A 14,749-nucleotide genomic window follows, 5' to 3' on the forward strand; every position below is an offset into this window, starting at 1 on the left:
ATGGACGGCACTGAGCCATGGACCTGAGTGTCATTGCCGTTGTCGTGCTGGCGACCCTCGCGGCAGGTGGCGTGGTCTACGCTCTGTTCTATCCGTCTCTGAGCGGGCAGGCACGGGTGGAGAAGCGCCGCAAGGAATTCGCAGCCCCGGTCGCTGTCCGGACGGTCGATCGCGAAGTCCAGGCGCGGCAGAAGCGCGGCCAGATCGCCCAGAGCCTCAAGGATATCGAAACCCGGGAGAACGCTCGCAACAAGCTCACGCTCGAGCTCCTGCTGCTGCAGGCGGGGCTGAGTTGGGACCGCCGCAAGTTCTACCTCATCAGCGCCGTTTCGAGCGTGGTCGTCGGCTTCCTGTTTTTCCTGGCAACAGCCAACCTGCTGCTTCTTCTGGTGGGGCTGTTCATTGGCGGCTTCGGCCTGCCGCGTTGGCTTCTGTCACGGGCCCGGACGAAGCGGCTGAAGAAGTTCGGCAACGAATTTCCGAATGCGCTCGACATCATCGTACGCGGCATCAAGTCAGGCTTGCCGCTCAACGACTGCCTGCGGATCATCGCTGCCGAAGCGGTCGAGCCCGTCCGGACGGAGTTTCGGCTGATCATCGAGAGTCAGACCTTGGGGCTTCCGCTGACCGAGGCGGCCGCCAAGCTCTTCGAGCGCATGCCCTGCGCCGAGGCCAATTTCTTCGGCATCGTGCTGGCGATCCAACAGAAGACAGGCGGCAATCTCGCGGAGACCCTCGGCAATCTGTCGAAGGTCCTTCGCGAACGTCGCAAGATGCGCGACAAGATCCAGGCGGTTTCGATGGAGGCAAAGGCTTCGGCAGGGATCATTGGCGCCTTGCCCCCGGTTGTTGCGACCCTCGTATACCTGACCGCCCCGAGATATATCGAGCTTCTTTGGCTCACCCAGATTGGCAAGGTCGCGCTCGTCGCCTGCGGAGTCTGGATGTTGATCGGCATCATGACGATGCGCAAGATGATCAATTTCAACATCTGAGGCTGCGGGAATGATTGCCGTCATCGCCGACAAGCTCGCCGACAGCCAGTTCCTGGTCGCGCTGCTCGCCGCCGTGGCTGCCGCTGCTACGGTTCTGACCTTGGCGATGCCATTGGTCGAAGGCAACGACCTCAACAAGCGCATGAAGAATGTGGCGATCGAACGCGACAAGATCCGTGCGCGCGAGCGGGACCGCCTGAACCGGCAGAAGGACAAGGTCTCGCTGCGCCAGGAACCAAAGGCGTTCATGCGGCGCATTGTCGATCAGTTCAAACTGGGCGACTGGCTCGGCACTGAAACGGCGAAGAAGCAGCTCGCAATGGCGGGTTATCGCGGCCCACAGGCCGAGATCGGCTTCCTGTTCTTCCGTCTGGTGACGCCGATCGGTCTCTTTCTGTTCACGCTCTTCTACGTCTTCTTCATCAAGGACTTTGGGCTGCCGCCCTTGATCCGGTTCGGCATGGCCATCGGCGGAGCCTATCTCGGCATCAAGGCGCCCGAGATATTCCTGTCGAACCAGATCTCGAAGCGCCAGGCGTCGATGCAGCAGGCCTTTCCCGATGCGCTCGACCTCTTGCTGATCTGTGTCGAGGCGGGCATGTCGATCGAACATGCTTTCCGCAAGGTCTCGACCGAGATTGGCGGTCAGTCGGTTCCTCTCGCCGAGGAGTTTGCGCTTTGCACGGCCGAGCTTTCCTACCTCGCTGAACGACGCCAGGCCTATGAGAACCTTGCGATCCGCACCGGGCTGGAAGGGGTGAAATCCGTCTCCACCGCACTGGTTCAGGCCGAACGCTATGGCACGCCGCTCGGCAGTGCGCTGCGTACGCTGGCACAGGAAAGTCGGGACCAGCGCATGATGGCAGCGGAGAAGAAGGCTGCGGCCCTGCCGCCAATGCTGACGGTGCCGATGATCCTGTTCTTCCTGCCGGTGCTCTTCGTCGTCATCATGACACCGGCGATCATTCAGGTGATGAGGCTGAAATAGCCTCGTCGGCAGCCGACCTTCTTGTCGGATCTCTCACTCGGAATGAGACTGCCTCACTCAACTTGAGACTACACGCGCAAAAAAACTCGCGAGAATGAGACCGACAGCACTTCGTGCTGATCGAAATGAGCAACAATATCAAGGATGTATACCGAACAGAAGCCCCTGGAAGTGCTGGCTGGTGTCCGGCGATTGCCATCCAGGCACTTCGGGTAGCGACGCCAGGTGCGTGGCCGCTCTAACCACGGTATTCTTTGGTCGCCCTCCTGTTTCGTCGCCTCATGCGGCGGTGCGCCGCTCAGCATCGTCGCAGAATTCGTCAAAGTCCTCCACGAGAGCCGCCCTTCGGCCGGCCTCACCTCCCTCCCAGCCCTCGAGGGCTGGGTTTTTCGCGAGGTATTCGATGAAGCTGCGACCCATCATGATTGCTGCATCATCGGTCCTCCTGGCGGCCTGCAATTCGGCTGGCTATTCGACTGGGCCGTGGGGGCCACGCAGCGCGTACGGCCCAGCGCCTGGTTACCCGGCGCCTTGGGATGCTCCGCCGTATGTCGTTGTTGAAACAGAACCCTACATCGATAACGGCGGCATGGATCCCTTCCCGAGCGATGTCGCGCCGCCCGCTGGACGTGTCGTGGTTGGCTTGCCGCCAGATCCTATTCCCACTGGCCCAGGTTCCGCGCCGGAACCGTATGAGGACGGCGAGTTTCCTCAGCCGGGAGAGGTGATCGAAGAGCAACCGCAGCCTGCTCGAAGGCTTGCGACAAACCAGCCCTCTGCTGTGCAGGCAATTCCACCTGCATCCAGCCCATCAGCATACGCCGGAGCCTGGAGAGCTGTGGATGCCAGCGGAAAAGCCTGCAGGGTTCAACTCTCCACCACGTCCTCGATCGACCTCTATAAGGCCTCCGTGAGTGGTTGTGCCGGATCTCCGCTGCAATCCGTCAACCTCTGGAGTTTCTCGGGAGGCAATGTCGCGCTGTACTCGCGTGAGCGGGTCGTTGCCCGCCTTTCGGGGCAGGAGGCAAGTCTTTCAGGCTCGGTTGAATCAGGTGGTGGCTCGCTTCGCATGACGCGTTGAAGTACTGCCGATCGCTTTTTATCGCGTTGCTCGAAAGCCAACGTGGACCGGCCATGTCATGGTCTTTGATCTGGAGGTCCGCGACCGCGCATCCGCCACCAGAACAAGCGATACTTCGTCTAGGCCCGGCCGGAGTTCTATGCCGATCTGCCCCCGGCACCGCGTCGGACGCAGCTCTTCGTGCGGTTTGATACCCGCAAGCGATCCGATTATGGTCTCGGCCGAGGCATGTTCACACCCAGAGGAAGCAGCATGATGCGCGCCTTGGGGATGGTTCTATTCGCCGTCGCTATTTCGAATGGAATGGTTGCAGCTCCTGCAAGAGCTGCCGGCGATTTCCCACTTGCCTCTTGCGCTTCTTGGAATGGAACCATCATCGAGCGAGAGGGCATCGACACCAGAACCGCAATGATGAAGGGCATCGTCACGAAAGCCGATCTTCAGGACTACTGCGAGCGTGACCCCGGGGGCGAGGTCAAGCCGCCCGGCAGCAAGTCAGGCATCAGCCAGTGCGTGGCGCGCCATCTCAAGACCGAAAGCGACGCGGAACTTCTTGCGATGGCGAACTGCCCTGCTGGCTTGCTTGAATTCCAGTACGGTTCCAACGCGCCACGCCGTCTGAAATTTCCGCTTCGATCAAATGCCGACGTTTCATGCGCTTCTGGTAATCCGCCATTGATCGCGCAATTCAAGAAACTTTGCCCGAAAGCTGCCAGTCGAATGCGGTTGAACTAAAGAGAGCGAGTATTTGCACCAAGTTTCCGGGCGTTGGGGAGGTTTAAGCCAATGACCGGAGCGCCATGGGCGTCGAGCTCTCGATTGGGGCGGTCCACTGATCATCTCACCAAACGCATGTTCAGCCGGCGCGAGGCGAGGCACTCGCTCCCGCGATCGCCGGCGAGGCTCTGGCGTGCTCTTGCGGGCAGGGCGGGCCGCTCGCCCGCGGACGAGCCTCGCGCATCATTGGCGCAACGTCCTCGGGCGGAACTGGCGCGATACGGGCACCAGCTCCGGGAGACCTCCGTCCGTCACCGCTGCGCCAGGCGCCCTTCGGCAAGGTCGCGCGCCTGCGCTTCCGGATCGCGCTCCGCCGGCGGACCGTAGCCGCCGGCACCCGGCGTGATGATCTCGACGATCTGTCCGGGTTCGAGCGCGCCATCGCCCCTTATGAAAGGAGCGACGCCCTCGCTGAAGGAGAAGGAGCCGCCCTGTCCTGGCTCGCCGCCGGCGATGCCCCAGGGCCGCGACTTCAGGCGCGAATTATCGACGTTGAGCCGGCACGGAGCCTCGGCCCGGTAGACGCGGCGCAGGCCCATGCCACCGCGCTGGCGGCCGCGCCCACCCGAGCCATCGACCAGTTCATAGCGCAGCAGCGTCAGGGGGTATTCGACCTCCAGCGCCTCGACCGGCAGGTTCGAGGTATTGGTCATGTGGACATGCACGCCGTCGAGACCGTCCTTGCGGGCGCGTGCGCCGGAACCGCCTCCGATCGTCTCAAGATAAACCCAGAGATCACCGCTATCGGGCATCGCCCCCATGAAGGTCGCGGATGCCACGGCCCCGGAGCAGGCCGCGATGACACGCTCGGGCACCGCCTGGGCGAGCGCGCCATGGATCAGGTCGACGACACGCTGGCAGGGCGCGATGCGCCCGTTCACCGCCGCCGGATGCAGGCAGTTCAGCACCGTGCCTTCCTTTGCGGCCACCGTGAGTGGCCGGGCGAGGCCGGCATTGGGCGGGATGGTCGGGTCGGCCACCGTCTTGACAGCGTAATAGACGGTCGAGAGTAGCGCGGTATAGACCATGTTGAAGCCGGCGCGCGCCTGTGGCGGGCTGTCGAAGGCGAGTGTCATCTCCTCGCCCGCGACCGTGATCGCGACCGAGAACTCCATCTCGTCATCGAGCTCGGGATTGTCGAAACGATCGCTGAACCGATAGACGCCGTCGAGTATCGAGGCGATGCCGGCGCGCATCTTGCGCTCGGCATAGTCCTGCAGCGCCTTGCCGGCCGTGAGCACGGTGGTGCGGCCATATTTGTCGCATAACGCCCTGACGCGCTCGACGCCAAGGCGGTTCGCCGCCATCTGGGCGCGCAGATCCGAGAGCCGCTCGCGAGGAACCTGGCAGTTGAGCAGGATCAGCTCCTGCACATCCTTCATCAGCGTGCCGCCGTCATAGAGCCGGATCGGCGGGATACGCAGGCCCTCCTGATAGATATGGGCGTGGCCGCGATCGGCGAAATCGGAATGATGCGCCGTGTTGACGGCCCAGGCGACCATCTTGCCGTCGTGGAAGACCGGCTCGGCCAGCACGATGTCGGGAAGGTGGGTGCCTCCGCCCTCATAGGCGTCGTTGCCGATGAAGACATCGCCCGGCTTCATCTCCGAGGTGGCATGGCGCTTCAGGATATGCGGGATGATGCCGATGAAGGAGCCGAGGTGCATCGGGATGTGCTCGGCCTGGCAAAGCGTGTTGCCTTCAATGTCGAAGAGCGCAGTCGAGCAGTCGCGGCGTTCCTTGATATTGGTCGAGTAACTCGCCTTGACCAGCGCCTCGCCCATTTCCTCGGTGATGGAGGCGAAGGCGCTGCCAATGACCTCGACGGTGATCGGATCGACGGTGACGGGTGCGGGCGCGTTCATCACGGCGTCTCCAGGATCAGGTTGAGATAGGGTTCGACGCGGGCGGTCATGCCGGGCAGCAGCACCGTGGTCGCATCCATCTGCTCGATGATCGCCGGCCCCTCGATCAGATTGCCCGATTTGAGCTTGTCGCGGTCGTAGAGCGCACAATCGACGAAGCCTCCGGCTTCCGGGAACCAGACCTCGCGCCGCCCCATGATGGCCGCGGAAGCGTCCGGTCCGGCGTCAGGCTCGGGCCGGAACTCGGCCTTGGGCACGAAGCCGATCGCCTCGACGCGGTAGGTCACGAGCTGCACCGGTTCGCCTTCGGCCACGAATCCGTAAAGGCGCTTGTGGGCCTCGGCAAAGCCGTCCGCCAAAGCCCTGATGGTTGTAGGTGTGATCGGCCCGTCCGGGACGTCGATGGCGAGCTCGTAGTTCTGGCCGTGATAGCGCAGATCGGCCGTGCGCTTCAGCTCGCGATCGGCAGGCGCGACAGTCTCCTCGGCAAACCAGTGCTCGGCCTGGGCTTCAAGGCCTGCGAAAATCTCGGCCATGTCGGGGACGAGCCCATCCCCCAGCGTCGCGAGCCGGGTGGTGGCGAAATTGGCGCGCAGGTCGGTCAGAAGCAGGCCGAGTGCACAGCCGATTCCGGGATTGCGCGGCACGACGATGCGCTTCATCTCCAGCTCGCGCGCCAGCCGCGCGGCATGGAGCGGCCCGGCGCCGCCGAAGGCGACAAGCGCGTAGTCGCGCGGATCATGGCCGCGCTGCACGGAGATGACGCGGATCGCCTTGGCCATATTGGCGGTCACCACCGAGACGATGCCCTGCGCCGTCGCCATCAGGTCGAGGCCGAGCTGGTCCGCAATCCGGCCGATCGCCTGTTTGGAGAGCGCCTGGTCGATCGGCATGCGGCCACCGAGCAGATGGGTCGGGTTCAGCGTCTGGAGCACGACATTGGCGTCGGTGACCGCCGGTTCGGTCGAGCCGCGGGCATAGCAGACCGGCCCGGGATCGGCGCCGGCACTGCGCGGGCCTACCTTGAGCAGGCCGCCGGAGTCGATCGCCGCAATCGAGCCGCCGCCGGCGCCGACGGTGTGGATGTCGAGCATCGGCGCCTTGATCGGGTAGCCATGGACATTGGCCTCGCTGGCGAGCTTGGCCTCGCCGCCGCGAAGCAGCGCGACATCGGACGAGGTGCCGCCCATGTCGAAGGTGATCAGGTTCTCGATGCCGGTCATCCGGCCGATCGCCTGCGCAGCAACCACGCCGGTCGAGGGGCCCGAAAGCACGGTCCGCACCGGCAGGCGTGCCGCCATGTCGAACCCGATGACGCCGCCATTGGACTGCGTCAGATGCGGCGTGGTGGTGACGCCGAGTTCCTTGAGCCGCTCGGCGAGGCGTTGGATATAGCCCTGCATCACGGGGCCGAGATAGGCGTTCACCACCGCCGTCGAGATGCGCTCATACTCCCGGAACTCGGGCGCGACCTCATGCGAGGCGCAAATAAAAGCCTCCGGAAACTCCTCCGCGACGATGCGCCTTGCCGTTTCCTCGTGTTCGGGCCTGACGAAACCGTAGAGGAAGCCAATGGCGACCGCCTTGACGCCCGCCTCCCTCAGTTCTCGCGCGGCCTGACGCACGCCATCCTCGTCGAGCGGCGTCTCGACGGAACCGTCATGGCGCAGCCGTTCCGCGACGCCGAAGCGCAGGTCGCGGGTGACCAGCGGCGCCGCCTTGTCGACCTGAAGATCATAGAGATCCGGCCGCTTTTGCCGGCCGATCTCGATCAGATCGCGAAAGCCGTCGGTCGTGATCAGCCCGGTCCTGACGCCGCGGTGCTGGATCAGGGCATTGGTGCCCACCGTCGTGCCGTGGCCGAAATAGGCGACATCTCCGGGCTTGGCGCCGACGCGCTCTGTCCCTTCCTGGGTGCCGCGCGCGATGGCGCGGGAGGGATCGTCCGGGGTCGAGGGGACTTTCCAGACGGCGACCTGACCACTCGCATCATCGAAAAGGCAGACATCGGTGAAGGTGCCTCCGGAGTCGATCCCGATACGCCAGGCCATGAGCTCAAACCCTCCCCATCAACAGGCCGCGATCTCCGCAGCCGCGGACCATGGCGTGCCATGGCCAAAACCACCCTGATAGGCGCAGACCGCCGCTGCATGGGCAGCGCCCGCCGTCAGGGCCTCCGGAACCTCTCGCCCCTCCAGCACCGCCAGAAGGAACGCGGCGATGAAACCGTCTCCCGCGCCCAGCGTATCGACGATTTGGGCGGGGGTGATCCCATGGCGATGGAATACCCCACCTGCCAGGGCGAGCGAGCCGCGCTCGCCGCGCGTCACCACCACGAGACCCGGACCGGCCTCGGAGCAGCGTCGGGCGAGGTCGCGGCATTCCGCGTCGGAGCCCGTGGGGAAGGACAGGAAGGCGATGTCGAGATGGGGGAGCGTGGCCGCCAGATTGGCATCGGTCCAGTGCTCGGAGAAATCGTAGGAGAAGCGGCGCACCGAGGGGCGCAGCGCCGCGAGATCGGCATCCAGTTCGCTGTAGATGCTCGAGTGGACCAGATCGAAGCCGGCGATATAGGCAAGATCCTCGGGCAGGAAACCGCCCCATTGTCCGCGGACGCCGCGCTGCGAGCGCAGGAAATAGCGGTCATTGCCGTCATGGCCAATGAAGGCACGGGCATTGTCGCCGGCGAGCACCCGGCAGCGGCGGGTATCGACCCCCTCCTGGTGCAAGGCCTTGGCGATCAGTTTCCCGGCTTCGTCGGAGCCCAGGCATCCCATGTATCCCGTCTCGGCGCCGAGACGATGCGCCAGCACCGCGACATTGACCGCATTGCCGCCCGGAAACTGCAGCGCGCGATCGACATAGGTGTCGACCGTGTTATCGCCGAGTCCGAGCAGCCTGCAGGTCATGGACGTTTTCCTGGACGTTTTCCTGGACGTGTTCCTGGCCGTTTTCCCAAGCGACTGATCAGCAGGCCGCCTGATCAGTAGGCGACCTTCCACATGTAGCGGCGGGTCGAGAGCGGCTGGTTGTGGAGCACCGAGAGATGCGCCGCCATCCGCTTCAGCGCCGATTGCAGGATATAGGGCGCGACGATGGGGCGGATTTCCGGCGCGACACCCGCCATCGCGAAATCGCGGGAATCATATTTCATGACGCGCTCCGCATAGATGTCGCAGAAGCTTGAGACCCGCTCCATCAGCGGGCGGCTCGGGTCCTCTCCGGTGATCAGGATCAGTGGTGTCTCGCGATCGATGATCTCGAACGGGCCGTGGAAGAACTCTGCCGCCTCGATCGGATAGCTGTGCAGCCAGAGCATCTCCATCAGGATGCAGACGCCGAAGACATAGGCCGTGGTGAAGCCCGGCCCCGAAGCGACATGGTAGAAGTTGCGCTCCTTGGCATAGAGGTGAGCATCGGCCGCTGCCCGCTCCTCGTTTTGCTCGGCAGCATCACAGATGGCCGCCGGGAGCGCGTCCAGCGAGGCAATGAGCTTGTCACCGAGCGGCCAGCCTTCCTTCGCGCTCATGATGCCGCCGACCAGCGCCTGCATCAGCATGAACATGGCGGCGAAGGACTCGCTGGTATCGCCCACCACGAAGCTTTCGGGCGCGGCGGCAGCAAGCGGCTTGTCGGCATATTGGCTGAAGGCCACGACCTTGCAGGGCTTCCCCATCAGGGTCGCCGCGGCGGCGACTGTCTCGGGTGTGGTGCCGGACTTGGAGGCGAGCAGAACCAGCGTGCGCTCGTCGAGCCGCGGCGGATTGATCGCCATGAACTCGGCCGGAAAATAGCGGCGCACTTCGATCCCCAGGGAATAATGCTCGAGCCAGTACTTGATGCCGAGCATGGCGCGGTTCGCCGACCCGCAGGCGACGAGGTAGATCCGGTCGATCTGCGGGGCGAGGCGGCGGCCGAGCGCGTAAGCCTCGGGCACGGCGGCGCGAGTCTGGGCGAAGCCCTCATAAACGCGGGTGCGGTCAAAGGCGATTGACATGGGAGGAACCGATTCCAGACGGCGGAGAATTGCGGGGTTCAAAGAATTGGTATACACCAATCACCTATACCAATTTGTGTCAAGCATAGTCCAGCTGACTGATGACCGCCTTCGCCAACAACGGATTCCCGTGTTTCTGCGCCTCCGGGGATGTGGAGCCGGCGCAATCCCCGCTATATGCGGAAACGGGAGAGGTCCGAGAGACACCAGCCATGCGCGAACCCGAGAAGCGGGCGAAGCCGATCTATGTCGAGGTTCAGGACTACCTGCTCGACCTCATCAGCGGACCGGATTACGGCCCCGGCGACCGCGTGCCGTCCGAGCGCGCGCTGGCCGACACGCTCGGCATCAACCGGATGACCGTGCGCAAGGCGATCGACAAGCTGGTCGACCGCAATGTGCTGGAGCGCAACGGCACCAGCGGCACGCGCGTTCCGCTGGTCCAGGTGACGCGCCCGATCGAGGTGCAATCGACGCTCGGAATCACCCGGATCATCCGCAACGCCGGCGGCAACCCGGGCAGCAAGCTGCTGCATTTCGGAGAGGAGAAGGCGACCGAGAGCATCGCGCGCCGGCTCGATATCCCGGTCGGCGCCGAGTTGATCATGTTTCGCCGGCTGCGCAGCGTGAACGACGAGCCCTTCTGCATCGAGACCAGCCACCTGCCGGCTTCGCGCTTCGCCGGGCTGCTTGCGGAAGACCTCGTCGGAGGACAATCGCTCTATGAGCTGCTGCGGGAACGCTACGGCGTCGAGGCCAGCGCCCGCGACCGCGAGATCGGGGTCGGCATCGCGACCGATCTCGAAGCCCGGTTGCTGCAGCTCAAACCCGGCTCGCCGACGCTCGTCCTGCGGCTGATCGCCCGCGATGGCGAAGGCAAGCCGATCGAATACATGAAATCGGTCAACCACCCGCATCACGTCGTCTTCCGCAGTTCAACGCCGGCCTCACAGGACTGACCATGCCGCTGCCCGCCTCCCGTTCCCGGCCGGAGGCCGGGCCAAAAGCATCGGCCCGAAAAGTGGATTGCGGTTTTCGGGAAAGCCGATGCAAACACAAAGGGTTAGATCATCGGACCGGATACGATTTCCGGTCCGATGATCTGTCGACTCCGAGCGCGGAACAGGCCTGATGGGCATCACCATCGAGACCATTGACCCGGATGCTGGTCTCCCGGCGCGCAGCGATGTCGTCATTATTGGTGGTGGCATCATCGGCATCACGACCGCACTCTTCCTGGCCAGGGACGGGATTTCCGTCACGGTCTGCGAGAAGGGCGAGGTCGGTCATGAGCAATCCGGCCGCAATTGGGGCTGGGTCCGGATCATGGGCCGCGACCCTGGCGAGATCCCGCTCGGGCTGGAAAGCATGCGGCTCTGGTCGGAGATGGACAAGCTTGTCGGCGGCGATACCGGCTTCACCCGCTCCGGCATCGTCTATGTCGCCGATACGCCATCCGCCCTCGCCCAGCATGAGGCCTGGCTCGACCATGCCAGGCAATACCAGCTGGACTCCCGGTTGTTGAGCTCGCGCGAGATCGCGACCGTTCTGCCCGGCTGCAAGCGCAGCTTTGCCGGTGCCTTGTTCACACCGAGCGATGCTCGGGCCGAGCCGCAAAAGGCGGTGCCTGCCATGGCGCGTGCGCTGCGCCGGCATGGTGGCACCGTCCTGACACGTTGCGCGGTGCGCGGTATCGAGACCAAGGCTGGCCGGGTCAGCGCCGTGGTGACGGAGCGCGGCACGATCGCCTGCTCACAGGTCGTGCTGGCCGGCGGTGCGTGGTCGCGGCTCTTCCTTGGCAATCTCGGCATCGACTTTCCGCAGCTCAAGGTGCTCGGTTCGGTGCTGCGCACCGAACCGCTGGACGGTCCGCCGCCCTATGCCGTCGGCGCCTCCGATTTCGCCTTCCGCAAGCGCCAGGACGGCGGCTACACGGTCGCTCATCGCGGCGCGAGCACGGCCGAGATCGTGCCCGACTCCTTCCGACTCTTTGCCGATTTCCTGCCCTCGCTGGTGAAGCAGCGGCAGGAGCTCCGACTGCGTCTGAGCCGGCGCTTCCTGGACGAAGCGCGGACGCCGCGAGGCTGGGGCCTCGACGATGTAACGCCTTTCGAGCGCATGCGCGTGCTTGATCCGACCCCGTCGGCGGCGATCCTGGACGAGGCGAAGGCCAACCTGATCAAGGCGTTTCCGGCCTTCGCAGGCATGAGGATCGCGCAGGCCTGGGGCGGCTTCATCGATGCGACGCCTGACGCTGTCCCGGTGATCGGCGAAGTGCCGCGCCTGCCGGGCTTCTTCATCGCCAGCGGCTTCTCCGGCCATGGTTTCGGCATCGGCCCCGGTGCGGGTCGGCTGGTTGCCGATCTCGTCAGGGGGGCGACGCCGATGATCGACACCAAACCCTTCCGGCTCGAGCGCTTCGCCCGCCTGGAGCGCACGACGCGCGTGGCGTGAGTCCGTCGTCAGACGTCATTCCGGCCCTTCCCGGAATGACCGAACTTGGCTGAGGCAATGCGCGGCCCCGTCGCTTAGAGCATCGGACCGAAAAGTGGAGTCCATTTTTCGGAGAAATCCGATGCTCAAACAAAGAGATAGATCGCCCCTCCTGCGTCCGAATGGACGCACGGCGATCTAGCCCAGTGCCGTCTCTTCCATCGAATAGGCCGAGAAGAAGTTCGTACCGCCGGGCAGACCCTTGAAGCCGGTGACGCTCTTGACCATGCCATAGCCCTGCGAGCGCCAGGCCAGGCCGACGAGCGGCGCCTGCTCGAGCGCAAGCCTTTCGAGCTCGGCATAGATCGCCTTGCGCTTGGCGACATCGAACTCGGCACGGCCCTTGGCAAAGAGCGCGTGAATCTCCGGTGTCGGCAGGCCGAAGCTGCGCGAGATATTGGCCGGCAATTCGCCGTCGAGCAGCGGGGCGAGCCCGTCGGGGTCATTATTGTCGGCGGTCGTGCCCTGGACGCAGAATTCGTAGCGCCCCTTACCGCCGAGATCGACGCGCTGCGCCCAGTCCGGCAGGTTGAGCTTCACGTCGATGCCGATCTCGCCGAGCTGAGCCTGCACCACCTCCGCCGTCGATTTGTGCATGCCATATTGCGCGGTCGAGAGCAGCGTACAGGAAAAGCCCTTCGGCACGCCGGCTTCCGCCATCAGCTTCTTTGCCCGGTCGGGATCATAGCTCCAGAACTTCGCGCGGCCGGTATCGTAGTAGGGACTCGTCTCCGGAATCGGGATCCCCTGCAGCGGCGTGCCGCGCCCGTAGAAGGCGGCCTGGACGATCTCCTCGCGGCGAATCGCGAAACCCACGGCCTGACGCAGTCGCGCGTCCTTGAAGGGTCCGGTCGTGCCGTTGAAATTCAGCCCCATGAAGGGGCCATTGGCGGCGTCGAGCTTGAGGCGTGGATCCTTCTCGATCGCCGCCATGTGCTGCCAGGGCACATATTCGATCAGGTCGATATCGCCGGCCTGAAGCCCCGCCACCCGGAGATTCTCGTCGGCATAGGCGGTCAGCTTGATGCCGGCGAGCTTGGGCAAGCCGGGCTTGTAGTACTTGTCGAAGGCTGCGACCTCGATCGAGACCCCACGCTCCTGATCCTTGATCATGAAGGGGCCGGCCCCGATGCCGAGCCCGCGCCCTTCGATCGAATCCTTGGCGATGATGGGCGCATGGGGGCTGGCGAGCCAGATCGGCAAGGTCACCGTAGGCTGCTTCATCACGATGCGGACGGTGCGTGGATCGGGCGTCTCGATTTTCTCGATACCGCCGAACTCGGACTTCAGGAACGCTGTCGAATTCGGCAGGGCGATCTGTTCGAGCGTCCATTTCACATCTTCGGCCGTGACCGGCTTGCCGTTGTGGAAGCTCGCCTGCCTGAGCTTGAAGACCCAGCCGGTGTCACCATCCTGCGTCCAGGTTTCCGCCAGTTCGGGCCGAACCTCGCCCTTTTCGTCGAACCCGGTGAGACCGCGGAAGATCAGCAGCTTGACCGTCAGCGCGGCGGTTCCGGTATGAACCCATGGCTGCAGGCTTGGCGGGAAGCTCGACAGGCCGAAGCGCAGGATCTTCTTTGGCGATGCTTGCGAGAAGGCGGAGCCTTGCAGCAGCGGCAGGCTCGCTCCAGCGGCAAGAAGGGCACGGCGCGAAATCATCGTCATCGGAGATCCCCTAATTATCGGCCTTCGGGGCAGCATGGATTGGTGTATACCAATCTGTCAATTCATGATTTGCGAGCTGTTCGGGTGTCATGTCCGGCCTGTTCTGACGATGCCTGGCCGGAGGAACGAGGCAAGAGGCAAGAGGCGAGGGATCATAACGCGTCCCTGAAATCTGCTGGAAGAGAATGATTGCCTCGGCAACCAACGGCCTCGAGCAAGATTATTTCTCCGCCCAGACTCCGCGGTGTTCCCGGCCCGGGAGCGAAGCCGGCTGAGGGCAGGGACGGCCACTCTCCCATCCCACCCTCCAATCCTCCTCCCGAGACATCCTTGACAGCGCTGCATCACTTGAATGGTATATACCAATCTTGCTGGCTTTGAGCCGGCGAGGTGAGTGACCGACCTGCGGCGAGCCCCGTCGCCTTCCCACCGACTGCGCCTTCAAGGAGAAGCCCTGTGAGCGAGATCATCAAAGTCAAATCCGGGAGCAAATACGAGGAGCTGAACAGCTATTCGCGCGTGGTGGTCGCCGGCGACATGATCTTCGTCTCCAATACGGCCGGACGGAATTACAAGACGCGCGCCATCGCCAGTGATGCCCGGGGCCAGGCCGAGCAGGCCTTCAGCAATATCGAGGGCGCGCTCGCGGCGGTCGACGCCGCGCTGAAGGACGTGGTCGCAATCAAGGTGTTCGTGCCGAACATCGCCGACATGGAAGAAGTCAACGAAGTGGTCGGCCGCAAGTTCAGGGGTATCGACCCCGCCAATACCACGACCTGCACGCCGCTCGGCCAGCCCGAATTGAAGGTCGAGTTCGAGGTCACCGCCTATAAGCGCCGCAACCCCGGCGAAGCCGAAAAGCGGATCAGCGTCGACCTCTCCTGAGCC

General features: G+C 64.1%; 12 protein-coding genes. 7 read left to right on the forward strand and 5 right to left on the reverse strand.

Annotated features, from left to right (window positions below; all coding sequences use genetic code 11):
• The first annotated feature begins 17 nt into the window (after window positions 1-17).
• From FG93_RS13340 to FG93_RS13350, 4 genes are all read left to right on the forward strand, one after another.
• A complete protein-coding gene (locus FG93_RS13340; protein WP_043235004.1) occupies window positions 18-995 on the forward strand; it encodes a type II secretion system F family protein in 978 nt (325 codons plus the stop codon).
• 10 nt (window positions 996-1,005) lie between these two features.
• A complete protein-coding gene (locus FG93_RS13345; RefSeq protein WP_043235005.1) occupies window positions 1,006-1,983 on the forward strand; it encodes a type II secretion system F family protein in 978 nt (325 codons plus the stop codon).
• Between the two features lie 589 nt (window positions 1,984-2,572).
• Window positions 2,573-3,064 (forward strand): AprI/Inh family metalloprotease inhibitor, encoded by a 492-nt coding sequence (locus FG93_RS34025; RefSeq protein WP_369347056.1) that lies wholly within the window; start codon window positions 2,573-2,575, stop codon window positions 3,062-3,064.
• Window positions 3,065-3,316: 252 nt separating this feature from the next.
• On the forward strand, window positions 3,317-3,799 hold the full coding sequence (locus tag FG93_RS13350) for a hypothetical protein (protein WP_348270478.1): 483 nt from the start codon (window positions 3,317-3,319) through the stop codon (window positions 3,797-3,799).
• A 293-nt stretch (window positions 3,800-4,092) separates the two neighbouring features.
• Here the strand turns inward: FG93_RS13350 and FG93_RS13355 are convergent, their stop codons facing one another.
• From FG93_RS13355 to FG93_RS13370, 4 genes are all read right to left on the reverse strand, one after another.
• The gene (locus FG93_RS13355; protein ID WP_043235007.1) at window positions 4,093-5,706 is read right to left on the reverse strand and encodes a hydantoinase B/oxoprolinase family protein; all 1,614 of its coding nucleotides are present in this window, start codon (window positions 5,704-5,706) and stop codon (window positions 4,093-4,095) included.
• The gene (locus tag FG93_RS13360) at window positions 5,706-7,757 is read right to left on the reverse strand and encodes a hydantoinase/oxoprolinase family protein (RefSeq protein ID WP_043235008.1); all 2,052 of its coding nucleotides are present in this window, start codon (window positions 7,755-7,757) and stop codon (window positions 5,706-5,708) included. The genes FG93_RS13355 and FG93_RS13360 overlap by 1 nt, the downstream gene beginning before the upstream one ends.
• A gap of 18 nt (window positions 7,758-7,775) precedes the next feature.
• Complete coding sequence (locus tag FG93_RS13365) at window positions 7,776-8,615, reverse strand: PfkB family carbohydrate kinase (protein ID WP_043235009.1); 840 nt, start codon at window positions 8,613-8,615, stop codon at window positions 7,776-7,778.
• Window positions 8,616-8,689: 74 nt separating this feature from the next.
• On the reverse strand, window positions 8,690-9,703 hold the full coding sequence (locus tag FG93_RS13370; RefSeq protein WP_043235010.1) for an SIS domain-containing protein: 1,014 nt from the start codon (window positions 9,701-9,703) through the stop codon (window positions 8,690-8,692).
• Between the two features lie 212 nt (window positions 9,704-9,915).
• On the opposite strand from FG93_RS13370, the gene FG93_RS13375 reads away from it, so the two are divergent.
• Together FG93_RS13375 and FG93_RS13380 are read left to right on the forward strand one after the other, a co-directional pair.
• A complete protein-coding gene (locus FG93_RS13375) occupies window positions 9,916-10,662 on the forward strand; it encodes a GntR family transcriptional regulator (protein WP_161783818.1) in 747 nt (248 codons plus the stop codon).
• A 172-nt stretch (window positions 10,663-10,834) separates the two neighbouring features.
• Window positions 10,835-12,157 (forward strand): FAD-binding oxidoreductase, encoded by a 1,323-nt coding sequence (locus FG93_RS13380; protein ID WP_043235011.1) that lies wholly within the window; start codon window positions 10,835-10,837, stop codon window positions 12,155-12,157.
• 177 nt (window positions 12,158-12,334) lie between these two features.
• On the opposite strand, the gene FG93_RS13385 is transcribed toward FG93_RS13380, so the two are convergent.
• Window positions 12,335-13,861: an ABC transporter substrate-binding protein gene (locus tag FG93_RS13385; RefSeq protein ID WP_043235012.1), complete on the reverse strand. Its 1,527-nt coding sequence runs from the start codon at window positions 13,859-13,861 to the stop codon at window positions 12,335-12,337.
• A 456-nt stretch (window positions 13,862-14,317) separates the two neighbouring features.
• On the opposite strand from FG93_RS13385, the gene FG93_RS13390 reads away from it, so the two are divergent.
• Window positions 14,318-14,746: a RidA family protein gene (locus FG93_RS13390; protein WP_043235013.1), complete on the forward strand. Its 429-nt coding sequence runs from the start codon at window positions 14,318-14,320 to the stop codon at window positions 14,744-14,746.
• Window positions 14,747-14,749: the final 3 nt, after the last annotated feature.

It is taken from the genome of Allobosea sp. LC85 (genome assembly GCF_000735605.1).
In the GTDB taxonomy this organism is placed as follows: domain Bacteria; phylum Pseudomonadota; class Alphaproteobacteria; order Rhizobiales; family Beijerinckiaceae; genus Allobosea.

Coding starts and splice junctions, on each gene's coding strand:
- FG93_RS13340 (WP_043235004.1), top strand. CDS start 18: ATGGACCTGAGTGTCATTGCCGTTGTCGTGCTGGCGACCCTCGCGGCA.
- FG93_RS13345 (WP_043235005.1), top strand. CDS start 1,006: ATGATTGCCGTCATCGCCGACAAGCTCGCCGACAGCCAGTTCCTGGTC.
- FG93_RS34025 (WP_369347056.1), top strand. CDS start 2,573: ATGGATCCCTTCCCGAGCGATGTCGCGCCGCCCGCTGGACGTGTCGTG.
- FG93_RS13350 (WP_348270478.1), top strand. CDS start 3,317: ATGATGCGCGCCTTGGGGATGGTTCTATTCGCCGTCGCTATTTCGAAT.
- FG93_RS13355 (WP_043235007.1), bottom strand. CDS start 5,706: ATGAACGCGCCCGCACCCGTCACCGTCGATCCGATCACCGTCGAGGTC.
- FG93_RS13360 (WP_043235008.1), bottom strand. CDS start 7,757: ATGGCCTGGCGTATCGGGATCGACTCCGGAGGCACCTTCACCGATGTC.
- FG93_RS13365 (WP_043235009.1), bottom strand. CDS start 8,615: ATGACCTGCAGGCTGCTCGGACTCGGCGATAACACGGTCGACACCTAT.
- FG93_RS13370 (WP_043235010.1), bottom strand. CDS start 9,703: ATGTCAATCGCCTTTGACCGCACCCGCGTTTATGAGGGCTTCGCCCAG.
- FG93_RS13375 (WP_161783818.1), top strand. CDS start 9,916: ATGCGCGAACCCGAGAAGCGGGCGAAGCCGATCTATGTCGAGGTTCAG.
- FG93_RS13380 (WP_043235011.1), top strand. CDS start 10,835: ATGGGCATCACCATCGAGACCATTGACCCGGATGCTGGTCTCCCGGCG.
- FG93_RS13385 (WP_043235012.1), bottom strand. CDS start 13,861: ATGACGATGATTTCGCGCCGTGCCCTTCTTGCCGCTGGAGCGAGCCTG.